Source organism: Salinivibrio sp. SS2, assembly GCF_001722075.1.
GTDB classification, from domain to species: domain Bacteria; phylum Pseudomonadota; class Gammaproteobacteria; order Enterobacterales; family Vibrionaceae; genus Salinivibrio; species Salinivibrio proteolyticus.
The window spans coordinates 1-23647 of the sequence record NZ_MEBP01000072.1 but is presented as its reverse complement, the minus strand read 5'-3'; the positions used below and the strand labels follow the sequence as shown (position 1 = coordinate 23647).

The 23647-nt window shown below is 51.5% G+C and carries 22 protein-coding genes; 16 read left to right on the top strand and 6 right to left on the bottom strand.

Annotated elements, in window-relative coordinates:
• From BGK46_RS07840 to BGK46_RS07830, 3 genes are all read right to left on the bottom strand, one after another.
• A partial coding sequence (locus BGK46_RS07840; protein WP_139130699.1) for a transposase occupies positions 1 to 333 on the bottom strand: 333 nt, incomplete at its 3' end.
• Positions 334 to 459: 126 nt separating this feature from the next.
• On the bottom strand, positions 460 to 2247 hold the full coding sequence (locus BGK46_RS07835; RefSeq protein WP_069588246.1) for an aminopeptidase P family protein: 1788 nt from the start codon (positions 2245 to 2247) through the stop codon (positions 460 to 462).
• Positions 2248 to 2310: 63 nt separating this feature from the next.
• Positions 2311 to 3291 carry a LysR family transcriptional regulator gene (locus BGK46_RS07830; protein WP_069588244.1) on the bottom strand — a complete coding sequence of 327 codons (981 nt, stop codon included), beginning with the start codon at positions 3289 to 3291 and terminating at the stop codon, positions 2311 to 2313.
• A 98-nt stretch (positions 3292 to 3389) separates the two neighbouring features.
• Between BGK46_RS07830 and BGK46_RS07825 the strand changes: the two genes are divergently transcribed.
• Together BGK46_RS07825 and BGK46_RS07820 are read left to right on the top strand one after the other, a co-directional pair.
• Positions 3390 to 4595: a multidrug effflux MFS transporter gene (locus BGK46_RS07825; protein WP_069588239.1), complete on the top strand. Its 1206-nt coding sequence runs from the start codon at positions 3390 to 3392 to the stop codon at positions 4593 to 4595.
• Between the two features lie 208 nt (positions 4596 to 4803).
• Positions 4804 to 5097, top strand: a complete 294-nt coding sequence (locus BGK46_RS07820; RefSeq protein WP_069588237.1) for a hypothetical protein — start codon at positions 4804 to 4806, stop codon at positions 5095 to 5097.
• Positions 5098 to 5162: 65 nt separating this feature from the next.
• Here BGK46_RS07820 and BGK46_RS07815 read toward each other — a convergent pair whose 3' ends face one another.
• Positions 5163 to 6074 carry a DMT family transporter gene (locus BGK46_RS07815; RefSeq protein ID WP_069588236.1) on the bottom strand — a complete coding sequence of 304 codons (912 nt, stop codon included), beginning with the start codon at positions 6072 to 6074 and terminating at the stop codon, positions 5163 to 5165.
• Between the two features lie 133 nt (positions 6075 to 6207).
• Between BGK46_RS07815 and rmuC the strand changes: the two genes are divergently transcribed.
• The 9 genes from rmuC to hemB all read left to right on the top strand — a co-directional run bounded on the left by rmuC (position 6208) and on the right by hemB (position 14186).
• Positions 6208 to 7746, top strand: coding sequence for a DNA recombination protein RmuC (gene rmuC / locus BGK46_RS07810; protein WP_084781327.1), 1539 nt, complete (start codon positions 6208 to 6210; stop codon positions 7744 to 7746).
• Between the two features lie 74 nt (positions 7747 to 7820).
• Entirely contained in the window at positions 7821 to 8588 is a 768-nt protein-coding gene (gene ubiE / locus BGK46_RS07805; RefSeq protein WP_069588234.1) for a bifunctional demethylmenaquinone methyltransferase/2-methoxy-6-polyprenyl-1,4-benzoquinol methylase UbiE, read from the top strand.
• Between the two features lie 9 nt (positions 8589 to 8597).
• A complete protein-coding gene (locus BGK46_RS07800; protein ID WP_069588232.1) occupies positions 8598 to 9209 on the top strand; it encodes a ubiquinone biosynthesis accessory factor UbiJ in 612 nt (203 codons plus the stop codon).
• Positions 9209 to 10855 carry a ubiquinone biosynthesis regulatory protein kinase UbiB gene (gene ubiB, locus BGK46_RS07795; protein ID WP_069588230.1) on the top strand — a complete coding sequence of 549 codons (1647 nt, stop codon included), beginning with the start codon at positions 9209 to 9211 and terminating at the stop codon, positions 10853 to 10855. The genes BGK46_RS07800 and ubiB overlap by 1 nt, the downstream gene beginning before the upstream one ends.
• Before the next feature lie 54 nt (positions 10856 to 10909).
• Positions 10910 to 11158: a Sec-independent protein translocase subunit TatA gene (gene tatA / locus BGK46_RS07790; protein ID WP_069588228.1), complete on the top strand. Its 249-nt coding sequence runs from the start codon at positions 10910 to 10912 to the stop codon at positions 11156 to 11158.
• Between the two features lie 2 nt (positions 11159 to 11160).
• Positions 11161 to 11517 (top strand): Sec-independent protein translocase protein TatB, encoded by a 357-nt coding sequence (gene tatB / locus BGK46_RS07785; protein WP_069588226.1) that lies wholly within the window; start codon positions 11161 to 11163, stop codon positions 11515 to 11517.
• Between the two features lie 15 nt (positions 11518 to 11532).
• The gene (gene tatC / locus BGK46_RS07780; RefSeq protein WP_069588224.1) at positions 11533 to 12285 is read left to right on the top strand and encodes a twin-arginine translocase subunit TatC; all 753 of its coding nucleotides are present in this window, start codon (positions 11533 to 11535) and stop codon (positions 12283 to 12285) included.
• Complete coding sequence (locus BGK46_RS07775; RefSeq protein WP_069588222.1) at positions 12282 to 13064, top strand: TatD family hydrolase; 783 nt, start codon at positions 12282 to 12284, stop codon at positions 13062 to 13064. The genes tatC and BGK46_RS07775 overlap by 4 nt, the downstream gene beginning before the upstream one ends.
• A 69-nt stretch (positions 13065 to 13133) precedes the next feature.
• On the top strand, positions 13134 to 14186 hold the full coding sequence (hemB, locus tag BGK46_RS07770) for a porphobilinogen synthase (protein WP_069588220.1): 1053 nt from the start codon (positions 13134 to 13136) through the stop codon (positions 14184 to 14186).
• Between the two features lie 110 nt (positions 14187 to 14296).
• Here hemB and asnC read toward each other — a convergent pair whose 3' ends face one another.
• Positions 14297 to 14758, bottom strand: a complete 462-nt coding sequence (asnC, locus tag BGK46_RS07765; protein ID WP_069588218.1) for a transcriptional regulator AsnC — start codon at positions 14756 to 14758, stop codon at positions 14297 to 14299.
• Positions 14759 to 14853: 95 nt separating this feature from the next.
• Between asnC and BGK46_RS07760 the strand changes: the two genes are divergently transcribed.
• From BGK46_RS07760 to BGK46_RS07745, 4 genes are all read left to right on the top strand, one after another.
• Positions 14854 to 18036 carry an ABC transporter substrate binding protein gene (locus tag BGK46_RS07760; RefSeq protein ID WP_254659671.1) on the top strand — a complete coding sequence of 1061 codons (3183 nt, stop codon included), beginning with the start codon at positions 14854 to 14856 and terminating at the stop codon, positions 18034 to 18036.
• Between the two features lie 35 nt (positions 18037 to 18071).
• Positions 18072 to 18851, top strand: coding sequence for a class I SAM-dependent methyltransferase (locus BGK46_RS07755; protein ID WP_069588216.1), 780 nt, complete (start codon positions 18072 to 18074; stop codon positions 18849 to 18851).
• Entirely contained in the window at positions 18852 to 19154 is a 303-nt protein-coding gene (locus BGK46_RS07750) for a hypothetical protein (protein WP_069588214.1), read from the top strand.
• A 340-nt stretch (positions 19155 to 19494) separates the two neighbouring features.
• The gene (locus BGK46_RS07745) at positions 19495 to 19854 is read left to right on the top strand and encodes an Hpt domain-containing protein (RefSeq protein ID WP_069588212.1); all 360 of its coding nucleotides are present in this window, start codon (positions 19495 to 19497) and stop codon (positions 19852 to 19854) included.
• 45 nt (positions 19855 to 19899) lie between these two features.
• Here the strand turns inward: BGK46_RS07745 and gorA are convergent, their stop codons facing one another.
• Entirely contained in the window at positions 19900 to 21255 is a 1356-nt protein-coding gene (gorA, locus tag BGK46_RS07740) for a glutathione-disulfide reductase (RefSeq protein ID WP_069588211.1), read from the bottom strand.
• A gap of 294 nt (positions 21256 to 21549) precedes the next feature.
• Here gorA and prlC point away from each other — a divergent pair, with 294 nt between their 5' ends.
• The gene (prlC, locus tag BGK46_RS07735; RefSeq protein WP_069588209.1) at positions 21550 to 23589 is read left to right on the top strand and encodes an oligopeptidase A; all 2040 of its coding nucleotides are present in this window, start codon (positions 21550 to 21552) and stop codon (positions 23587 to 23589) included.
• The last annotated feature ends 58 nt before the right edge of the window (positions 23590 to 23647 follow it).

The following is a 23647-nucleotide window of genomic DNA, read 5'->3' as shown; positions in this document are numbered from 1 at the left end:
TCGATTTTGGCTGAGCGTGGACGCATGGATGACCTTCTCTGTCAGCGACATACGCAAGAACCAACGATAAGCAACGTTGACTTCAATTTCTTTAACAAGCTGGCGCTCGCTTTTGATGCCGAAGAGATAGCCAAGCAGGATGATTTTAAATAAGCGAACGGGGTCAACGGGTGGACGGCCATTATCTTTGCAATAAAGGTGAGCGACTTCATCTCGAATAAACTCGAAGTCGATGGCGCGGTCGATTTTACGAACAAGATGGTCTTTGGGAACAAGTTGTTCCATCGTCACCATTTCAAGTTCATATTGGTGTGGAGAAGGTTCTTGAAGCATACCGGAGCATCCCTATTGCAACACTCCTATTAGATCAAAGGTCTAGCTCGAAAGCTAGACCTTTGTCAGCAGTCTGAAGCGTCCAATCGGACGCTTTTTGTTTTTCATACTCGGTGAAGACGCGACTTAACGGCTTAGTGGCGCGGTCGCTTGTTTTAACCAAGCTTGGTCTTGATCATCGAGGTGCGGGCTGATTTCATCCCACACGGTTTGATGATAGCGATTCCACCACTGGATTTCCGCCTCGCTGAGTAAGCTCACATCGACCAAACGACGATCGATCGGTACACGCGTGAGTGAGGCAAACCCGAGCATCGTCATGTCGCCCTCGGTGGGCTTTTCTTCAATCAACTCGAGGTTTTCAATCCGGATCCCAAACGCGTCGGCGCGATAGTAGCCCGGCTCATTTGACACCACCATGCCCGGCAATAGCGCGACACTATTGGGCGCTTTGGAAATGCGCTGCGGACCTTCGTGCACGTCCAAGAAATGCCCGACACCATGACCGGTGCCATGGTCAAAATCATAGCCGTGTTGCCACAAATACTGGCGTGCTAAGGCATCAAGCTGGCTGCCTGAGGTGCCTTTCGGGAACAGCGCGGTGGCCAGCGCAATATGCCCTTTAAGCACCAGCGTGAAGGCCTTTTTGATCTCAGCGCTGCACTCGCCCACTGGCACGGTACGGGTGATGTCGGTGGTGCCGTCAAAGTATTGACCGCCTGAGTCGACCAAGTAGACGTTGTTGCTCTCAATCACGCTCGGTTTGGGCTGATTGTTGTGGTTATAGTGACACATGGCCGCATTGCCACCGGCGGCGGAAATGGTATCAAAGCTTAAGTCGACCAGTTGATCGTCTTGTTGGCGGAATTGATACAGGGTGTCTGCGAGCACGGCTTCATCAGGGCGTTCACCGGCGTCGACTTGACGGTCAAACCACGCCAAGAAGCGGGTCACGGCAACACCATCGCGCACGTGACAGGCACGCATACCGGCGATTTCTTGCGGGTTCTTGGTCGCTTTTTCAAGCGCACATGGGTCTTGCGCTTCCACCACGGTGACTTGCGCTTGTTGGAGCGTGTCCAGTGTCCACGCATTGGCACCGTTTGGGTCGACCAATACACGTTGACCGCTCAGCGCTTGCAGGGCATCAACCAGGCTATCAGGGTGCGCGACACTCACGCCTTGGCCCACGTGTGCATCAAAGCCTTCGGGGAGACGGTCAGGGTCGATAAACACGGTGACGTCACCGGATTGCTTGATAATCGCTTGGGTCAGTACCACGGGCAAACGTGGGATATCGCGACCACGGATATTGAGCAGCCAACAGACGGCATCTGGTTGAGTGAGTACCGCGGCATCAAGATTCTGATCGGCTAACTGCTGGCCAATGGTTTGACGTTTATCTAAGCTGGCGCGGCCGGTTTTCTCTTCACCCAGTAAAATGGCAGGGCTATTAAGCGGGGCGGGACGATCGTCCCACAAGCTTTCAATCGGGTTTTGCTCAACACTCACCAATGTCAAAGCCCCATCCAACGCGCGTTGGGTACGTTTGTACCAAGCAGCGCTATGCATGCGAGCGTCGATAGCCAGCTTGGCACCCTTTGGCAATTGTTGCTGGGCCCATTGCACCGGTGGCTCATCAATCAGGTGGCAGTAGTCAAACAGGCCGGCGGGGACTTGCTTACGGACTTGAACCACATAGCGGCCATCAACAAAAATCGCTGCCTTGTCGCGGGTGATCACCGCGGCGCCTGCTGAGCCGGTAAAGCCGGTCGCCCAGTGGAGGCGTTCGTTGTGCTCAGGCACATACTCACCGAGATATTCGTCTTCATGGGGGATGAGTAGGGCGTCATAATCGTGTTGAGCCAGCCAGTGTCTTAGCTGTTCAATACGCTTGGTAAGGGTCGCGTCCATTATTCTTCCTTCTTTGTATGGGGTGAACTTGCCATGTTCGGCCACGCGTAAAAAACCAGTGGGTTAGACCCTAGCGCGATTGGCGATAGGCTGCAATTTTGCTGAGCTAAATTGCTGACAGCGTGAAATAATCAAGGCTTTCAGCCATTGGTGCCCCGGGTCATTTTCTTGATTTTGATGCCAAAACAAGGTGTACGCCATCGGCGGTATTGGCGTCGGTAACGGCCTTACCACCAAATTGAGCGACGCGGCAATATAATGCGCAAACTGGCTTGGTGAAGTAAACACCAGGTCGGTATAGGTACACAGGCTCGCCGCACTGTTGAAATCTGGCACGTACATGGCAATGTCACGCTCAATATTACGCTCTGCCAGTTTATAGTCCAACAGCCAGCGGTCATTCCCATCACACTTCACCTGTACATGTCGCAGTCCAAGGTAACGCGCTTCATCCCATGGGCCCTTGAGCGCCGGGTGATCGGCGCGCATCAACACACACTGGTGATCTTGGCAAAGCTCTTGGTAGCGTACGCCTTTGGGCGGCATCATGGTCAACATGGCATCGGCGGGATTTAAATCTTTACCGGTAATACCAAAATCGATATTGCCGCGGGCGAGGCCATCAAAGGTGGTTTGATCCCAAGCGGCGGTATTAAGAGTGATAGCTGGAGCCGCTTCCAGCATATCGCCAATAAACTGTGGCAGTAGCAATGGGTAGGCGCTCTCGACGAGGGCAAAGCGAAAACAGCGGTCACTTAAGTGTGGCTGAAAGTGGTCCGGCTCGGTCATCGCCGCAACATCATTGAGTAAAGCCCGTAATTTTGCCTGTAAGGCTTGCGCCCGAACGGTGGGTTTGAGCCCGTGGGCTGCTCGAGTAAAAAGCGGGTCGTTAAATTGCGATCTTAATCGGGCTAAGTTTTTACTCACTGCCGATTGGCTTAAGTGCAGGCGTTTTGCCGCCCCCGTGACATTACACTCTTCCAACAATACATGTAAGCACACCAATAAGTTAAGGTCGGTACGCTGCAGCTGGTCCAAATCCATTAAAGGTATTCTCCTTAGGAATAACTGCTTTTACTATAAACCATTATGGTTCATATCCTGAAGCCACTATACTGCGTGCCTGTATAGAGGAGTAACCAATGTCACACACTGATTCACCGACATCGAATCGCTTACTGGTCGCCTTAATGGTGTTACTGGTGCTGTTTAGCCCGATGGCGATTGATATTTATTTACCGGCGTTGCCGCATATGGCGGGGGACTTTAACGTTAACCCGACGTTGGTACAGGACACCATCACTTGGTTTATGTTTAGCTTAGGCTTAGGTCAGCTGTTCGCTGGGCCGTTGGCTGATCGCTTTGGTCGCAAACCTGTAGCCGTCATTGGCATACTGCTCTATGGACTGAGCTCTTTGATGGCGTGGCTCGCCACCTCGATGGATATGATGCTGGTGGCGCGTTTGCTGCAAGGTTTTGGCGCGTGCGCGACTTCCGTGTGTGCATTTGCAGCGGTACGTGACCGATTCGGTGCAGAGCGCAGCGGCCATATGATTAGCTACCTTAATGGCGCGATTTGTTTTGTACCTGCCTTGGCCCCGCTACTGGGGAGCTGGCTTACCCAAGTCTTTGACTGGCGCGCTAACTTCACCTTTATGCTCGGTTATGCGGTATTAGGGTTGGTATTAGTTATGGTCTTTTTGCCCGAGACACGCCCTGCGCACACAGACACCTCGGGTCGACTATTTAGCGTACGCCGTTATTGGCAAGTGCTACGCGTACCAACATTTACCTACCACATCATCCTTTGCATGCTGGCCATGGCGGTGATCTTAGCGTATGTCACCTCCGCGCCTGTATTGCTGATGGATAGATACGGTATTTCCATGAACAGCTTCACTTTTTGGTTTGGTGCTAACGCGGCACTAAACATTGCCGCGGCGATGTTAGCGCCGCGCTATATGGAAAAATTTGGTAGCCGTCGTGCGCTCAATATTGGCTTGATGATGCTGGTAGGCTCGGGTGGGCTGATGCTGGCATTAAGCTCTATTGCGACGCCTTGGGCCTTTATGTTGCCGATTTTTACCTCATCATTTGGCTTTGCTTGGGTGTTAGGCGCGTCAGCCGGCGCCGCTTTAGCCCCGTTTTCTGACCGTGCTGGCACAGCGGCAGCCTTGCTGGGATTGTTCCAAATGAGTGGCGCAGGGCTTTTGGTCAGCTTAACCCAGCGCTTGGGGTTATCGGCCAGCGATCTGATGACAGTGCATATGTGGCTCTTGTTGCCCGGTCTCGTGATTTTATGGTCCCCAGTTGGGAAGCAATGGCATGCAGCAACAGTAAAACGGTAAGAAAATCAATAAAAACAACGTCTCAGTTGGCAAAGTATAATAAGACGTGCAAAACGCAGGGGTCTCGACAACCCATCATCCCTTTTCGCTGGCTCCGGCCAGCGTTTTTTTATTTTGCTAAAAGTGCGTGGTTCGGAGTATATTTACTAAGCAAATCGAATTAACGCTCATTCCTTTTCGTTTTTATCTCAAAGGTCAGTTACACACTATGTCATTATCGACAATCGAAATGGCGCGCGTCCTCGAACAACTTGAGGAGTCGCCAGAAAAAATCATGTTTGGCAAATTACTGCAAGAATTAGGTAGCCAAAGTGAAGAGCGTGTACGCAGTGCTGCACGTCAAGTGCCACTGAAATACTTGCGTGAACTGGTTTACCAATTTAATTCTGTGATTGAAGAGCGCCGTTCTGAGCGCATTGAAGAAATCACTCAAGGCTTACTGCAAGATGGACTCTCTGCTGACGAGCTCTATCAGTACATGACACAGCGTAAAGTTGGCTAACCCTTAGTTCACACTGTGTGATTGTGGCGCCCATAAGGTGACGCCACTGAGCTTTACATGAATGACTATGACGACGCACTGGCAGCGGACGGTTTGCCACGCTTGCCTGTGCGCTGTTGAATTAATAATCCCACCACAATACACATCAAACCAATTAACGTGCTTAGATGAATGGTCTCACCAATAATGGTGGCGAGTAATAGCAGCGAAATAAACGGTGATATAAATATCAGATTACTGATCCGAGAGGTATTCTGAGTATATTTCATTGCGCTAAGCCACAGCATAAATGTCACGCCCATTTCGAAAAGACCGACGTAACTCACCGCGAGCCACCCTTGCCATGGAATGCCTTGCCACGATGCGGTTAGCCCCGCCAAAGTAAGAGAAATGGGTAGCGAAAGGACAAAGCTTAATAATATCCCGACTACAGGATCGGCAGCGTTTTTAGTATTTAATATCCAGTACCCTGCCCATAGTAGTGTCGATAATAATGCCAACCCAATCCCTAATGGGCTATCAAATTGCAGCGAAAATAACTGTCCCTTGGTGGCAATAATCACCACGCCGAAATACCCCAATGCCGCAGCAATCCAATCTTGACGACGAATCGTCTGCCCTAAGAAAAGCGCTGCCATCAACGTTAAGGTAATGGCCCAGCTGTAATTTAAAGGCTGCGCTAATGAGGCAGGTAATAGATCGTACGCTTTAAATAGGACTAAGTAATAAATCAGTGGATTGACGAGTCCCAATACGAGGTAGTAACCCGGTCGCGCGCGAAAGGTTGGCCAGATGGCGCCCAATTTGCCTTGGAGCGCGGCAATGACGAGTAGGATCACCACAGAGACGACACTGGCGGCGGCCAGCATCTGTATGGGCGACATATAGCGTAGCGTTATCTTAAATGCGGTGGCGACGGTCGACCAAAGTAAGACGGCTGATAGGGCGAATATCAGCGCCTTGCGCTCATCATGCATGCTGCGTCCTTGCGATTATGCCAGTGTTTTTAGGCAGTCTACGGGATCCCGTGTCTCTGAGATAGACTGGACATTTATCCAGTGTGCGATTAGCCTTTGCTGACATAACTGACTGTAAAATAGAGACCTCGCTATGCTGGATGGCTTGTCGTTAACCTCATTGCATTTTATTGCGTTTTTACTCGGGGCGGGCGGTACCTGTGTGCTCGGTTATGCGGTGCATCGACGCGTGCTCGCGCAATACCAACATTGGTATCAGGCGCAGCAAGATCAGCAGCAAATAGCCTTTGAGGCGCAACGCGAACACTGGCAACAACAACAGGAACATCAACAGCAAGAGCTAGATAACTTGGATGTTGAGCGTGATCGTTTAAGCCAAGAGCTACGCCACTATTACGGTAAGCTCACGTCGGCAGCCGAAAAATTGCGACAGCTGGAGCAGCTGCGTCAACATAACCAAAGTTTGGAGCAAAAACTTGATAGCTTGCGGGATGAAAAGGCCGAATTACTGGCTTCACTTCGTGAAGTGAAAGCGAGCGCAGAACAACAATTACACGCTGCACAAGAAAAACAAGCGTTGCTCGAAAATGCAGAAGAACGCTTACGCGCCCAATTTGAGCAGCTTGCCAATCAAGTGTTTGAACAAAAAGTCCACTCCGTCGATGAGCAAAACAAAATGAGTCTCGAGACTTTACTCGGGCCGCTGAAATCGCAACTGGAAGGGTTTAAAAAGCAAGTGACTGACAGTTTTGGCGAACACGCCAAAGAGCGTCATACCCTGATTCATGAAATCAAAAATCTGCAGCAATTAAACGCAGATATGACCCGTGAAGCCCATAACCTGACCCAAGCCCTTAAAGGGGATAACAAACAGCAAGGCAACTGGGGCGAAGTGGTATTGGCGCGTGTGTTAGAAGAATCCGGTTTGCGTGAAGGACACGAATACCATACTCAAGTGAACCTTGAGAATGAGCAAGGCAAACGCTATCAACCGGACGTGATTGTCAAATTACCGCAAGACAAAGATGTGGTGATCGATGCCAAGATGGCATTGGTGGCCTACGAGCGTTATTACAATGCTGAGTCCATTGTCGAGCAAGATGCGGCGTTGAAAGAGCACGTGCAAGCGATCCGCGCCCACATCCGTGGCCTTGGACGCAAAGACTATCACCAACTGCATGGCGTGAAGACGCTGGATTATGTGTTGATGTTTATCCCTGTGGAGCCTGCGTTCCAAATTGCCATTGAAGCCGATCCTAGTCTGATTCGTGAGGCGATGGATAACAATATTATGTTAGTCAGCCCCACCACCTTGCTGGTGGCGTTGCGTACCATCAATAACCTTTGGCGCTACGAATATCAAAATCAGAACGCCAAACAAATTGCAGAGAAAGCCAGTAAGCTCTACGACAAGGTGCGTTTATTTGTCAGCGATATGGAAGGGTTGGGGAGCGCATTGGGTAAAGCGAACGACAGTTATCATGGCGCGATGAATAAGCTCAGCCAAGGTCGAGGCAATATTCTTCGCCAAGCCGAAGGCTTTAAAGCCCTTGGCGTCGAGGTAAAGCGCGATATCAGTCCAGCGCTTGCGAATGCGGCATTAACCTCTTTTTCTCCCCAAGGCGCAGATGAAGACGATCCGGTGTCTGACATTTCGTCTGTGAACAAATAGAAGAAACTTGGTCCCGCGCTTGGAGTCCGGATGGGCGATAAAGTAAACTAGGGCCAACACGTTAGGGGATTAACATGACAGATAAACAAACGCATCAGGACCAAGAGACCATCGACTTTGGCTTTCAGCAAGTCAAACGCCAAGAAAAAGAAAGCATGGTAGCCAATGTATTTCACTCGGTGGCCGCAAAATATGATCTGATGAACGACGTCATGTCGATGGGCATCCATCGGATATGGAAGCGTTTTACCATTGACTGCAGTGGCGTGCGCGCAGGGCAGAAAGTCCTCGACTTAGCCGGTGGAACGGGCGATTTGACCGCCAAATTCTCGCGTCTGGTCGGTGAGAGCGGAGAGGTGGTACTCGCCGATATCAATAACTCCATGCTGAAAGTGGGCCGAGACAAACTGCGTGATAAAGGCATTGTGGGCAATGTCAGTTACGTACAAGCGAACGCAGAAGCGTTGCCATTTCCCGATGATCACTTTGACTGCATCACCATCGCGTTCGGCCTGCGTAACGTCACCGACAAAGATGCGGCCTTGCGTTCGATGTTCCGTGTGCTCAAACCGGGGGGACGTCTGTTGGTCTTGGAATTCTCTAAACCAGTCGTCGCACCGCTTTCCAAAGTGTATGACGCCTACTCATTCCACGTCTTGCCGAAAATGGGCCAGCTTATTGTCAACGATCCAGATAGCTACCGTTACTTGGCCGAGTCGATTCGCATGCACCCTGATCAAGAAACATTAAAAGGAATGATGGAACAAGCCGGGTTTGAACAAACCAGCTACCACAACCTGACCGGTGGCATTGTCGCCCTGCACCGCGGATTTAAATTCTAAGGAGCCAGTATGGCCTTTGATTCTCTCGTGTGTGCCGCCTTGGAGACAGCATTAAATGGCGTGATCACACGCGATGCTGATAGCCAGCGCCGTTTGGCGCGCCTCAAAGGCCGTACGATTCGCGTTTCTTTGCAAGAGTGGAATAAGCAATTTGTCTTCGCGTTCAGCCAACGTGTGGATGTGCTCAGCCACTACGAAGCACAGCCTGACTGTGCACTCTCTCTCTCGCTTGCCGCGCTGCCTAAACTGCAACAAAAAGCCAATATTACCGCGCTGATCAAAGCCGATCAGCTGACGCTTGATGGCGATATCGATGTCGCCCAGCAATTCTCGCAACTGCTCAGCGGGTTGCAGTTTGATATTGCCGAGTGGCTCTCGCCCTATATGGGGGATGTGATGGCACATACTGTGGTGAGTCACGCCCAAAAGCGCTGGCAGCAAGCGAACCAACTTGCCTCGCGTCAGCAGCGCTACCTTGGCGAGGTATTAACCGAAGAATGGCGCGTGGCGCCGGGACCATTGGAAGTGGCTTACTTTTCGGATCAAGTCGATGAGATCCGCAGTGATGTTGCCAGGCTTGAGGCGCGTTTTAAGCAGTTGGCTGAACGGATGGAGTCCTAATGACGCTCAGTGAAATTCGTCGTTTATATTTTATTATTCGCGCCCTGCTGCTTTATGGGTTGGACGCCTTGTTGCCTAAGCAGCCGATCACCCGCTTAGCGCACCTAGGGCGCCAGTCTTTATTTTGGTTGAAAAACCAGCACCCCGATAAGCCGGTGGGTGAGCGACTGCGTTTGGCGCTGCAAAGCTTGGGCCCGGTGTGGGTGAAGCTTGGCCAGATGATGTCGACGCGCCGTGATCTTTTTCCCGCCGATATCGCCAACGAGTTGGCTCAGCTACAAGATAAAGTCGCGCCGTTTGATGGCCACAAAGCCAAGGCGCAAATCGAAGCTTCGCTGGGTGGGCCACTGGAGACCTGGTTCAGCGACTTTGATCCTAACCCACTCGCCTCCGCGTCGATCGCGCAAGTGCACACTGCCACCTTAAAATCGAACGGACGTGAAGTGGTACTGAAGGTGATTCGCCCTGATATCTTGCCGGTGATTCAAGCTGACTTGCGCTTGATGTATCGCGTGGCACGGCTGGTGGCGCGTTTTCTGCCTGATGCTCGCCGGTTAAAGCCGGTCGAAGTGATCCGCGAGTATGAAAAAACCCTGCTTGATGAGCTGGACTTAATGCGCGAAGCGGCCAACACCATTCAGCTGCGCCGCAACTTTGAAAACGACCCCGCACTGTATGTGCCTGAAGTATTTAGTGACTACTGCCGCAAAGACGTGATGGTGTCTGAGCGTATCTATGGTATTCAAGTGTCGGATATCGAAGCGCTGGAAGCGAATGGCACTGATATGAAATTGCTCGCCGAGCGCGGGGTTGAGGTCTTCTTTACCCAAGTATTCCGAGATAGCTTTTTCCATGCGGACATGCACCCGGGCAACGTGTTTGTCTCCTACGAACACCCGCATGACCCACAGTGGATTGGACTGGACTGCGGAATTGTCGGCACCTTAAATCGTGACGATAAACGCTATTTAGCAGAAAATTTTATCGCGTTCTTTAACCGTGATTATCGCAAAGTCGCTGAGTTGCACGTCGATTCTGGCTGGGTGCCGCATGACACCAATGTGGATGATTTTGAGTTTGCCATCCGCACCGTATGTGAGCCTATTTTCGAAAAACCGCTGTGCGAAATCTCGTTCGGTAATGTTTTATTGAACCTATTTAACACCGCGCGCCGTTTTAATATGGAAGTGCAGCCACAGCTGGTACTGTTACAAAAAACCTTGCTCTACATCGAAGGACTGGGGCGTCAGCTCTACCCGCAGTTGGATCTCTGGACCACGGCCAAGCCGTTTTTAGAGTCGTGGATGAAACAGCAAGTGGGGCCACAAGCGGTGTGGGCGGCGGTCAAAGAGAAAGCGCCATTTTGGGCTGAGAAGCTCCCCGAGATCCCAGAGCTGGTGTATGACGGATTGCGTCAAGGGCGACAAATCAACCAACGGCTCGATGCTTACTATCATAGTTATTTGCAAACACGGCAACGTCATTCACGCGCCACTTACATGCTCGGTATTGGCGCCACCTTGCTACTGACAGCAACCATACTGTTTGCCAATCAGGTAGAGGTCTTACCTTCGGTCGCAGCCGGCGGCGCGGTGATTTTTTGGTTGTGGGGTTGGCGACTTTGTAATAAAACCTGTAATAAATAGCAGCTACACTGCTGCGCTCAATTGATGTAAACCAACACGTGGAAGGGAACCAGTATGGGTGGAATTAGTATTTGGCAGTTGCTGATTATCGCAGTGATTGTGGTATTGCTATTTGGCACGAAAAAGCTTCGTAACATGGGCGGCGATTTAGGCTCAGCGGTGAAAGGCTTTAAGAAAGCCATGAACGACGACGAAGATAGCCAAAAAGGCAAAGACGCAGACTTCCAGCAAAAGACCCTTGATGATACTGGGGCTGAGACGTCAACAAACGAGCAAGCACGTAAAGATAAAGAGCAGGTATAACCGTGTTTGATATAGGTTTCTGGGAACTGGTGCTGATCGCCGTGATTGGCTTAGTGGTTCTGGGCCCAGAGCGACTGCCCGTCGCGATACGGAATGTGTCGCGTTGGGTGGGGGCAGCGAAGCGTATGGCGGGCTCTGTTCGAGACGAGCTCGAGCAAGAGCTTAAAATTAAAGAGCTGCAAGACAACTTACGCAAAGCCGAGCAGGCTGGCATGAAAGACCTTGACCCTGAGCTGCAGCAATCGGTGGATACCTTGCGTCAGCATGCTGCGGATGTCCAACGCCCTTATGCATCGTCGACAGAGACACCGCGCCCTGAGGCACCGTCTTCAGAGCCGTCGCCGACCGATAAGCGATAAACGAGCAAGGTTACTATGTCCTCCGTAAATGATACCCAACCGCTCATTAGCCATTTGATGGAGCTGCGCAACCGCTTGTTGCGAGCGATCATTGCGATTCTCGTCGTCTTTATTGGCTTGGTTTATTTTGCTAACGATATATACAGCGTGGTGGCACAGCCGCTGATTGATAAGCTGCCAGAAGGCGCGAGCATGATCGCCACGGATGTGGCATCACCGTTTTTCACGCCGATAAAGCTGACGTTAGTGATATCGGTGTTCGTGGCGGTACCGGTGATTTTGTACCAAATTTGGGCGTTTGTAGCCCCCGGTTTGTATAAGCATGAACAGCGGTTAGTGTTGCCTTTATTGGTATCGAGTTCGTTGCTCTTCTACGCGGGCGTCGCGTTTGCCTATTGGGTGGTGCTGCCATTGGTGTTTGGTTTTTTCACCTCGATAGCGCCCGAAGGGGTGCAAGTGGCGACCGATATTGCTAGTTACCTCGATTTTATCTTGGCACTGTTTTTGGCGTTTGGGATCGCGTTTGAAATTCCCATCGCCATTATTTTGCTGGTTTGGACCGGCGCGACCAGTGCACAAAGCCTGCGTCAAAAACGCCCATACGTTATCGTCGCCGCGTTCGTAGTCGGTATGATGCTGACGCCACCGGATATGATTTCGCAAACCTTGCTCGCGATTCCTATGTGTTTATTGTTCGAGCTAGGTGTGTTGCTATCGCGCTTTTACGTGCCACGTGCGTCATCGGAATCACAAGAGGCCAGTGAATGATCGATATTGGCGTGAACTTGACCAGCACGCGGTTTGATAAGGACAGAAACGCGGTGGTTGCGAGCGCGCAGCAAGCGGGCGTCACCGGTATGCTGCTGACAGGTACTAATCTGGAAGAAAGCCAAGCAGCTGCGGATCTCGCCACCCATTATCCGGCGTTTGCCTATGCCACCGCTGGCGTCCATCCGCATGATGCCAAGTCTGTCGACCCCGCGGATTTAACCGTTATCCGGCAATTAGCACAGCGCGCCGAGGTGGTGGCGATCGGTGAGTGTGGGCTCGATTTTAATCGAGACTTCTCGCCACGGCCGCAACAAGAAGCGGTCTTTGACGCGCAGCTTGCGCTGGCGGCTGAGCTGTCGATGCCTGTATTTATGCACTGTCGCGATGCGCACGATCGCTGGTTCGCGATTTTACGCCCTTGGCTCGATAAACTGCCCGCAGCGGTGCTGCATTGCTTTACTGGCGATGATCGCGCATTACGTGAGTGCTTGGACGCTGGGTTATACATCGGCGTCACCGGATGGGTGTGTGATGAGCGCCGTGGACAAGCCTTACAGCAGCAGGTTAGTTGGATCCCAGATGATAGGCTGATGATAGAAACTGACGCGCCGTATTTGCAGCCCCGCGATATACGCCCTCGGCCGAAAAGCAGCCGTAATGAGCCTAAATATTTGCCCCATATCGCACAAACTGTAGCACGGCTTCGCCAACAGTCTGTCGAACATGTTATTGACTGTACAACAAAAAACACCCTGCGCTGTTTTTCGATTCAGTGACGGGGTGAACAACCCAGTGAGGCAGTCATCTGCCCCAAAGCCCAGGTCTGCAACATAAAGGAGGATACAGTGAGCGTATCCATTCAAGGCGCCTTTCCTGCTCGACGCCTGCGTCGTACACGCAAAACTGACTTTAGCCGCCGTATGGTGGCGGAACATTCATTGTCCGCGAGCGATTTGATTTACCCTGTTTTCATTTTGATGGGCAAAAATCGTCGTGAGCCGGTGGAGTCGATGCCCGGTATTGAGCGGATGTCGATTGACCTGCTGTTGTATGAAGCGGATTACTTGGCCAAGCTAGGTGTGCCGGCGATTGCACTATTCCCGGTGATCCCGAAGGAATTTAAAACCGCCTGTGCCTCTGAAGCCTTTAACCCCGAAGGGCTGGTGCCACGCGCGGTGCGCTTGCTCAAAGAGCACGTGCCACAAATGGGTGTGATCACTGATGTGGCGTTGGACCCTTACACCATCCACGGCCAAGACGGGATCATTGATGACGACGGCTATGTGATGAACGAACCCACCACCGAAGTGCTGATCAAACAAGCTTTGTCACACGCCGAGGCGGGTGTGGATATTGTTGCGCCGTCAGACATGATGGATGGGCGCATCGGTCGTATTCGAGACGCACTAGAGAAAAATGGCCACATCAATACCCAAATCATGGCGTACTCTGCCAAGTATGCCTCTAACTATTATGGCCCGTTCCGCGATGCGTTAGGCTCTGCGGCGAACCTGAAAGGGGGCAATAAAGCCAATTACCAAATGGATCCGGCCAACAGTGACGAAGCGCTGCATGAAGTAGCGATGGATATTGCTGAAGGGGCGGACACCGTCATGGTTAAACCAGGGATGCCGTATTTGGATGTGGTGCGCCGGGTGAAAAGTGAACTCAAAGTGCCAACCTTTGCTTACCAAGTCTCTGGTGAGTACGCCATGCACAAAGCGGCGATCGATAATGGCTGGTTAAAAGAGCGCGAGACAGTGATGGAATCACTCTTGTGCTTTAAACGTGCGGGTGCGGACGGCATTTTGACTTACTTTGCTAAACAAGTTGCCGAGTGGCTTGCTGAAGATGCAGGTGTGCCGTTGCCGCCGCGTCCTGAAGAGACCGTGGGATAAAAAAAGACCGCGCGATTAACCACGCCCTGGCTATTTGGTCAGGGCGTTTTTGGTTGTGTGGCGGTTGCGTCATGATAGATACAGGGATAAAGCGTATCACCACGCAAAAATTAGGGGATTACGTTGCGGTTGATGGGGTTCTGTAGTGAGATCAGCGTTTCGGTGGATTGGACTTCATCGATGGCTTGTAGCTTGTCAATCAGCACAAACTGTAACTCTTCAATGGAGCGGCACATCAGCTTCACAAAGATGTTATAGGCGCCGGTGGTGTAGTAAGCCTCAACGACCTCATCAAGCTGATTCAGCTTATCGAGCGCAGAGTGATAGTCCCGCGCGGCTTTGAGGTTGATGCCAATAAAGCAGCACACGTCGTAGCCAAGCTTTTTGGTGTTCACCAATATTTCGGTACCTTCGATAATGCCAGCTGCTTTCATTTTCTCCACGCGCACGTGAACTGTCGCGGGACTCACTTGGAACTGCTTGGCCATTTCCGCGTAAGGCACGCGCGCATCGTCGAGGAGTGTGGACAGAATACGACGATCGAGATCATCCAGTTTGGGTAAATCGTTCATTGTTGTCGTCTTGTAGTTGTAGCTAAGCCATGTTTTCCGCTGTCTCAGTTGCTTGACAGTCAATTGAGCATCTAATGTAGGGTATCGCGTTGTCTATGAAGATACCAATAAACCAACAGGAAGTGGGCGTGGGGATCAAATACCTTTTTGGCGTGTTAATACTGATGTGTACCTGCGCCGTGAGTGCAGCTCAACAACAAGTCTTGGTCGTGCACTCCTATCATCCCGGGTTCTTTTGGAATCAAGCGTTGGTCGAAGGATTAAATACGGCGACGCAAGGGCACGATATCGACTTCCAGCATACTTACTTAGAAAGTAAGCGTTACCAATCACAAGCCTATCGCGAACAGCTGAAAAAACTCTATATCCAAAAACTCGCCAGCCAGCGTTTCGATGCCATCTTAACCACAGACAACGCCGCGCTATGGTTGATGCACGAGCTCCACGACTACGTAGGAGACACGCCCGTGGTGTACGCGGGGCTGAATAACTTTGGCCGCCAACATTACCCGCTACTACCGCGTGTGACTGGGGTGAAAGAAGAGGTCGACTTACCTCGCAACTTGGCGTTGATGAAACGCCTCCATCCTGATTTAGAACGTGTTTACCTGTTGCTGGATAACACCTTTTCAAGTCGTCAGTACTGGAACGTGGTACAAGCGCAGCTAGCGCACAGTGATTTGTCGGGTATCGAAGTGGTTCGCCTATCAGACTTATCGTTTCAGGCACTGCATGACCGTATCCAAGCGATGCATGAGGGTGAGGGCGTCTTTTATCTTTCTTACTTTCGCGACAACCAAGGCGGCTTCATGACCCGTCAAGAATACCTCGAAACCATTGTGGGTGAAGCGCCCGTTCCCGTGTACGGGGCGATGAGTTTTATGCTCGGCCACGGGGTGATTGGCGGTGTGGTGATTGATGGGGTTGAGCAGGGTAAGAACCAAGGTGAGTTGCTACTGAAAGTGCTGGCGGGTGAGCTGCCCGCTGAGCGCGACAGCACCAATGTCACCATGTTTGATTACCCTTTGGTCAAACGGTGGGATTTGGATATTAGCGATCTACGTTCAGCGGTGATCACTAATCGTCCGCGGTCGTTATGGCAGGCCCACAAAATAACCGTACAAGCGGTGTCTCTGTCCGTGCTGGTGTTGGGTAGCATCATTGTTATGCTTTGGGCCAATGTGCGTCAGCTGCGTCGTAGTGAGTCGGCACTAATGCGTCACCGCGCTATGCTCAAAGGGGTGTTCGACCAGAGTAATCAGTTTATCGCCTTGCTTGATGGCAATGGGATTCTGCTGTCAGGCAATTCCAGTTTTAATCAGTTGGTAGATGTAACTCGCCAATATCAGGCAAGACCGCTCTGGTTTTGGCCGATATGGCGTAACCCTGCACGCTTAGAGTCGCACCTAAAGTTAACTGAAACGACCCAGCCCCGGCGTTTTGAACTGTGTTTGAGTGAGGCGCACCGCGAAGTGATCTTGGATGTGGCGGTTAAAAGCTTTCCTGGTGAAGCCGGTCAACCCCGTATTCTGTTTGAAGCGCGCGATATTACCCAACGTAAACACACCGAGGAGAAACTGCAACGCAGTGAAATTGAATACCGGATGCTTTACGAACAGCAACCGGTGATCTTGCTGACCGTCGATCAGCAAGCACGGATCCAATCTATCAACCAATATGCGGCAGAGCTTTTCGGTTACAACAAATCAAGCCTCCTTGGCCATAAAATCACTGAGTTGTATGCCGAGCAGCATGAGCCACCCCACCGAATGGTGCGCCGCCCACAAGACAATGACGAGCAACTTTGGCGCCGAGAGATCCCTTATCGCTCCAAAAAGGGCCAGACCTTGTGGGTGAGAGAAACGGTTCGCGCCATGCACACTCAGGCACAGATACTGGTGGTCGGCGAAGACATTACCGCGCACCGTGAGATGGAAAGCCAACTGATGTACCAAGCGCATCATGACTACTTAACCGGTCTCTATAACCGCAGTTATTTTGAACAGAAGCTGGCCGATGCCTTGGTTCAGGCCCGCGAAGACGATCAGTGCCATGCGATGTTCTATATCGATATGGACCAGTTTAAGCTGATTAATGACACCGCAGGCCATGAAGCGGGGGATGAAGCGTTAAAGCAAGTGGCGTTAATTGTAAGTCATCACTTACCTTCTGGCGCGGTACTATCAAGGCTTGGGGGCGATGAGTTTGGCGTTTTGGTGTATCACTGTGATGCTACCCGTGCGGTGAGTTGGGGGAAATCATTGCTGGCAGCCTTGGCGCGAAGTGAGTTCTTTTGGCATGACAGCCGGATGCGGTTGGAGTGTTCCTTAGGGATCCGCTTACTGGACCGCACCGCCGGCTCTCCGCAGCAAGTGCATGCCCAAGCTGATACAGCCTGCTATGCCGCTAAAGATGAGGGGCGTAACCGGCTCCATCTTTATCATCCGGACGATGAAGAATTGAAACGTCGCGAGCAAGAAATGGCCTATGTCAGCCATATTCATGAAGCCATTGCCGCAGACCGCTTTGAAGTGTATGCACAGCGCATTGTGAATATTAGCGGCGCACCCCAGCGTAAGCTTTATATGGAAGTGTTAGTTCGGATTCGGGATACCCAAGGTGGCTGGATCTCACCTGGGCTATTTATTCCCGCCGCAGAGCGCTACAACATGGCGCATCAACTCGATACGGTGGTGGTGAAGAAAACCTTGGCCTGGTTCGCCGCGCATCCCGATCAGGTTGATAAGCTGGGTATGGTGTCGATTAATCTATCCGGCCGCTCCATTGCGCAAAAAGAGTTTGTGCAATTTTTGGTACACGCTATCAAAGACAGTGTGATACCCAGCCGACGCATCTGCTTAGAGATCACTGAAACGGCCGCCATCAGTAACATGACCAGTGCGATGGATTTATTTTCACGTCTTAAAGCGTTGGGCTGCTTTATTGCACTCGATGACTTTGGTGCGGGTATCTCATCGTTTGGTTACTTGAAGCGTTTACCGGTCGATATCGTGAAAATAGATGGGCAATTTGTGCGTGACATTGCCAAGGATGACACCGATTTTGCGATGGTGAAAGCCATTAACGACCTTGCCAAGCAAATGGGCAAAAAAACCGTGGCTGAGTTTGTTGAAAATAGCGAGATTTTAGAGAAATTGCGTTTACTCGGGGTCGATTACGCACAAGGTTATCACTTTAGTGTACCAGCGCCGCTGGAGCAGCAAGTGAGAGGCTGGCCCGAGACACAGAACAGCGTGAAGGAAAAAATCCATCTCTGATATACTCGGCCAATCATTGGCTGTGGAGATCCAACGTGCAACTGACCCTTATCTGTGATGTCGCAGAGAAACAACAAGAATTTGAAAGGCTAACAAGTAAGTGGTCACTCACTCATGAGGATGATTCGCCGTTTGCGTTGGTGATGACAGAGACACGGTTGGAGCTTCGCAAACAAGATGAGCCTAAATTAGGAGCGGTCTACGTTGATTTTGTCGACGGGGCGGTCGGTCATCGCCGTAAGTTTGGTGGTGGCAAAGGCCAAGCGATCGCGAAAGCGGTGGGATTAAATAAAGGCGTGACACCGCGTGTTCTTGATGCCACCGCTGGGCTTGGGCGTGATGGGTTTGTTCTTGCCTCGCTTGGCTGTGAGGTACAGTTGATTGAACGTCATCCTGTGGTGGCTGCGTTGTTGGATGATGGACTGCAGCGCGCTTATCAAGATGAAGAAATCGGTACTTGGATGCGCGCACGCATGACCTTGTTGCATGCAAGCAGTGCGCAGGCTCTCACCGAGATGGCGCAAACACCCGGGCTACAGCGGCCTGATGTGGTTTATCTTGACCCCATGTATCCGCATAAAAAAAAGTCCGCGTTAGTCAAAAAAGAAATGCGTGTCTTTCAATCCTTAGTCGGGGCGGACACAGATGCAGATAACCTGTTAGACCCTGCATTGGCACTGGCACGCAGTCGTGTGGTGGTCAAACGCCCAGATTATGCTGAGCCGTTAGCCGGCATGACCCCCCATTCGAGCATTGCGACAAAGAAAAACCGCTTTGATATGTATATCAATGCAGCACTTACGGTGGATCATTAGGTGGCTAAGTCGCTGTGTAAGTGGCGTCGCGGAGACGTGGATGCTGAGTTAGAGCTGCTCGCGACGATTGTCTCGCCGCCTTGCGTGGCGTGCAGTAAATGTGCGCGTGTGGCCAGAGATAAAAGCTATTTGTGTCGACCTACGCCTTTGCCTGCATCGTCTGAATCAGTGACGAAAAAGGTGAAGAAAAAAGCCAAGGGTGAAAAGCTAACCAAAAAAGCCCTGAAAAAGGGTAAAAAAGGCACAAAGACGGCAAAAAGCAAAAAAGAGAAGAAAAAGGCGAAAGCCAGTAAAAACACCTAGCCTGAAGATACAGGAACAGACTCCATGGTTACCCATGGAGTCAGCGGTGATTAATCGAGGCCTTTAACCATCAACACGGTCAACAGACCGGTGATAACGGAAACGATCAGGCCAGAAACGATTAACCAAGGCAACATATCCATCATGATTCGCACTCACTTCTATTATTGATATTGGGGGAAAAGCGAGCATGATTGGACCTGAGTTTTGCCACATCTACAATGTGCTAGACGCAGGCGGTTAAGCTTAGTAACGATTAGAAACAAGGTGATGATAAGCTAATCAACAAGCCCTTGTCGCTTGTAGGTGAATCACCGTCTTCAGTAAAAAAGGATTGAGCATGAGTGACAGCCACGGAAAGACAGATCACGACGCAAGCGTGTGGGACAAAGAGGAAGCCTTAAGTCGGTTGATGGATAGCCAAGCCTTGCTCGATGAAGCCTGTACCATCTTTGTCGAAGAGACTGAGGAGCAGCTTCCAGCCATGGCACAACAGATTGCAGCGGCAGATTTTGCTAACTTGGCACGTGAAGCGCACAAGCTAAAGGGTAGTGCCAGTAACCTAGCGGCGATTGAACTGCAACAACAAGCGTTAGCCTTGGAGCTGGCAGCAAAACAGGATAATGCTGATGCCGCGTCCGTGTTGTTGGATGATATCAAAGAAGGCTTGGCACGTTTTTGCGCGCAGTGGAGTAAATAAAAACGCCGAGCACAGTGCTCGGCGTTGCTCTTACCGATACCGGGTTTAGCGCATGGTAACAAATTCTTCTGAACCGGTCGGGTGAATCGCGACCACACTGTCAAAATCTGCTTTTGTCGCTCCCATCTTCATTGCCACGGCAAACCCTTGGATCATTTCATCGACGGTGAAACCGATACCGTGAAGGCCCACGACTTTTTCATCTTCACCGGCACACACCAGTTTCATTTTACAAGGTTGGCGGTGCTGGGTGACGGCCGTATACATCGCAGCAAACGTCGAGGTGTAGACCTTGATGTTGTCATCCCCATATTTGGCGCGCGCTTCGGGCTCGGTCAAGCCAATAGTGCCGATTGGCGGATGGCTAAATACCACGGTTGGGACGAGGTCATAGTCCATTTTTGCCTCGCTCTGGCCATTGAATAGGCGCTCCGAGAGCAGACGACCTGCTTTTACCGCCACAGGGGTGAGTTCAATGCCACCATCCATAATATCACCGACACAGTAAATGCCCGGCACGCTGGTGGTTTGGTAAGGGTCTACCTTAATGTAGCCGTCCGCGGTGGTTTGTACATCGGTCGCGGCCAAATTGATCTTGTCGGTGGTTGGATGGCGGCCAATCGCCCAGATCAGTGTGTCTGTGTTATGCGTGGTGCCGTTCTCGAACGCAAGGGTCAGGCTGCCGTCGCTTTCTTTGGTGACAGAGACAGGCACCGACTGGGTATGCAGAGTCGGGCCTTCTTTTTCCATCACCTCGACCAAGGTGTCAGTCACCAAGGGGTCAAAGCTTCGCAGCGGACGGTCTTTGCGCACAAACAAGTGGGTATCTGACCCTAGCGCATGCAGTACGCCTGCGATTTCAACTGCAATATAGCCAGCACCGACCACGGCGACACGCTTAGGTTGTTCGGTAAGGGCAAAGAAACCATCTGAGTCGATGCCATGTTCAGCACCGGGAATGTTCGGAATCGTAGGGGTGCCACCAACCGCAATCAAGATATGATCGGCGGTGTAGTGTTCGCCGTCCACCTCGACGGTTTTGTTATCGACAAAGCGCGCAAAGCCGTGAATGACATCAATGTTGTTTTTACCCAACACGTTTTCGTAGGCTTTGTGGATACGGCCAATGTAGGCTTCGCGGTTATTGATCAAGGTTGACCAGTCAAAGCCTTTCACTTCAACATCAAACCCATAATCCGGGGCATAAAGATTGAGGGCTTCGGCTACTTGCGCGCCATGCCACATCACTTTTTTGGGCACACAGCCCACGTTTACACAGGTTCCACCGAGGTGTTTTGCTTCAATCAGGGCGACTTTGGCACCGTGCATCGCGGCACGGTTGGCAGAGGCAATACCGCCGCTGCCGCCACCGATACAGATGTAGTCGAAATGCTTCGCCATGTCTTTCTCCATCTTATACGCACGAGCGTGCTTCTGGCTTTTGTTTCGTGGTCAGCTTGTCGCGTTTCAGGTCGCTTGTAAAGTGGCGCCGCGCTGACCATTGAGGTTGAGTGAATGTAAGCTTATCAAACCTGTGGTGTGGCGGCAGTCTCAGAATCATTTTGTAACGGTCGCAATCTGTATAAGTTGGAGTGTGGGGATTGAAAAGCGTTCTCTCAGACGGCATATACATGAGGTCACTTATCGTTTAGACGCGCGAACCACGGGCGTCTCGTCAGCAAAAAGGAAGGCATTATGTCCAACCCGCTACTTCAGTTTGAGGATTTACCTCCATTTTCAGCGATCAATCCAGAGCATGTTAAGCCGGCAGTGGACGCCGCAATTGCCGATTGTCGCCAAGCAGTCGAGCAGGCGGCTGAGCAAGCGTCGCCAAGTTGGGAGACGGTTTGTGCTCCGCTCGCCGAAGTCGAAGATCGTCTCAGCCGTTTATGGTCGCCAGTAAGCCATATGAACGCGGTAGTTAACAGCAAACCACTGCGTGAAGCCTACGAAAGCTGTCTGCCGCTGTTGTCGGAATATTCGACGTGGCGCGGTCAGCACAAAGGCTTGTATCACGCCTACAAAGCCATCAAAGACAGCGCGGACTTTTCATCACTCGATACGGCCCAGCAAAAAGCCATCACCGATGCGCTGCGTGATTTCGAGCTGTCTGGCATTGCGCTGCCTGCCGATCAACAACACCGTTTTGGTGAAATTCAAAAACGCTTGTCGGAGCTTTCCTCTTCATTTAGCAACAATGTGCTGGATGCCACCATGGGGTGGAGCAAGCTGGTGAGTGATAAAAGTGAGTTAGCGGGCTTGCCCGAATCAGCGCTGAACGCAGCGAAAGCGCAAGCTGAGAGTAAATCTCAGCAAGGTTACTTACTGACCCTCGATATTCCTTCGTACTTACCAGTCATGATGTACTGCGATAACCAAGCATTACGTCAAGAAATGTATGAAGCCTTCTCAACGCGAGCCTCTGATCGTGGCCCGCAGGCCGGCCAGTGGGACAACACCGAGCTGATGAACGAGTCGCTACGTTTAAAATATGAACTGGCGCGCTTGTTGGGCTTTAACAATTACAGCGAGTTGTCGCTGGCGACCAAAATGGCAGAGAGCCCCGAGCAGGTGATGGGCTTTTTGAATGAGCTGGTTAGCAAAGCCCGCCCACAAGGTGAGCGAGAGTTCGCGGAAGTAAAAGCTTACGCCAAGCAAGAGTTTGGGGTGGAGACGCTGGAGCCTTGGGATATTCCTTACTACAGCGAAAAACTCAAGCAGGCGCGCTATGCGATTTCTGATGAGGCGCTACGTCCCTACTTCCCAGAATCGCGCGTGCTAAGTGGCCTGTTTGAAGTCATGAAGCGTGTGTTTGGCATGACGGTAACCGAACGCCAAGGTGTCGATACGTGGCATAAAGATGTGCGTTTTTATGACATTCACGACAGTGAGGGCACGCTGCGCGGGAGCTTCTATTTAGACTTGTACGCACGTGAGAATAAGCGTGGCGGTGCATGGATGGATGAGTGTCGCGTTCGTCGCCGTAAAACAAATGGTGACTTACAAACGCCGGTGGCGTACTTGACCTGTAACTTCAACCCACCGGTCGGTGATGATCCTGCGCTGTTTACCCATGACGAAGTTGAAACCCTGTTCCACGAGTTCGGTCACGGCATTCACCACATGCTGACACAAGTCGAAGTGGCGGATGTCTCGGGGATCAACGGTGTGCCTTGGGATGCGGTAGAGCTGCCGAGTCAGTTTTTGGAGAACTGGTGCTGGGAGCAAGAGGCGCTGAGCTTTATCTCGGGCCACTATCAAACCGGGGAAGCCTTGCCGGACGATATGCTAGAGAAGATGCTGGCGGCGAAAAACTTCAATTCAGCGATGGCGATGTTGCGCCAGCTCGAATTCAGCTTGTTCGACTTTAGCTTGTTCAGTCAATTTGACCCCGAGGTGGGTCCACGGATCATGGAAACGCTCAATGCCGTACGTGAGCAGGTTTCTGTGGTGCCCACACCGGAGTGGAATCGCTTCCCGCATGCGTTTGGGCACATCTTTGCAGGGGGCTACAGCGCAGGTTATTACAGCTACAAATGGGCTGAAGTGCTGTCGAGCGATGCCTACTCTCGCTTTGAAGAAGAAGGGATCTTTAATCGCGAAACCGGTGAAGATTTCCTCAACCATATCCTCAGTCGTGGGGGAAGCGAAGCGCCGATGGCGTTGTTTGTTCGTTTCCGTGGCCGTGAGCCAAGCCCTGATGCGCTGCTGCGCCACAGTGGTATTTCCGCGTAGTCACGCGACGATTGACCCAGTAAGAGCCCGCGCAATGCGGGCTTTTTTGTTTGCCCAG

Coding starts and splice junctions, on each gene's coding strand:
- BGK46_RS07835 (WP_069588246.1), bottom strand. CDS start 2,247: ATGGACGCGACCCTTACCAAGCGTATTGAACAGCTAAGACACTGGCTG.
- BGK46_RS07830 (WP_069588244.1), bottom strand. CDS start 3,291: ATGGATTTGGACCAGCTGCAGCGTACCGACCTTAACTTATTGGTGTGC.
- BGK46_RS07825 (WP_069588239.1), top strand. CDS start 3,390: ATGTCACACACTGATTCACCGACATCGAATCGCTTACTGGTCGCCTTA.
- BGK46_RS07820 (WP_069588237.1), top strand. CDS start 4,804: ATGTCATTATCGACAATCGAAATGGCGCGCGTCCTCGAACAACTTGAG.
- BGK46_RS07815 (WP_069588236.1), bottom strand. CDS start 6,074: ATGCATGATGAGCGCAAGGCGCTGATATTCGCCCTATCAGCCGTCTTA.
- rmuC (WP_084781327.1), top strand. CDS start 6,208: ATGCTGGATGGCTTGTCGTTAACCTCATTGCATTTTATTGCGTTTTTA.
- ubiE (WP_069588234.1), top strand. CDS start 7,821: ATGACAGATAAACAAACGCATCAGGACCAAGAGACCATCGACTTTGGC.
- BGK46_RS07800 (WP_069588232.1), top strand. CDS start 8,598: ATGGCCTTTGATTCTCTCGTGTGTGCCGCCTTGGAGACAGCATTAAAT.
- ubiB (WP_069588230.1), top strand. CDS start 9,209: ATGACGCTCAGTGAAATTCGTCGTTTATATTTTATTATTCGCGCCCTG.
- tatA (WP_069588228.1), top strand. CDS start 10,910: ATGGGTGGAATTAGTATTTGGCAGTTGCTGATTATCGCAGTGATTGTG.
- tatC (WP_069588224.1), top strand. CDS start 11,533: ATGTCCTCCGTAAATGATACCCAACCGCTCATTAGCCATTTGATGGAG.
- BGK46_RS07775 (WP_069588222.1), top strand. CDS start 12,282: ATGATCGATATTGGCGTGAACTTGACCAGCACGCGGTTTGATAAGGAC.
- asnC (WP_069588218.1), bottom strand. CDS start 14,758: ATGAACGATTTACCCAAACTGGATGATCTCGATCGTCGTATTCTGTCC.
- BGK46_RS07760 (WP_254659671.1), top strand. CDS start 14,854: ATGAAGATACCAATAAACCAACAGGAAGTGGGCGTGGGGATCAAATAC.
- BGK46_RS07745 (WP_069588212.1), top strand. CDS start 19,495: ATGAGTGACAGCCACGGAAAGACAGATCACGACGCAAGCGTGTGGGAC.
- gorA (WP_069588211.1), bottom strand. CDS start 21,255: ATGGCGAAGCATTTCGACTACATCTGTATCGGTGGCGGCAGCGGCGGT.
- prlC (WP_069588209.1), top strand. CDS start 21,550: ATGTCCAACCCGCTACTTCAGTTTGAGGATTTACCTCCATTTTCAGCG.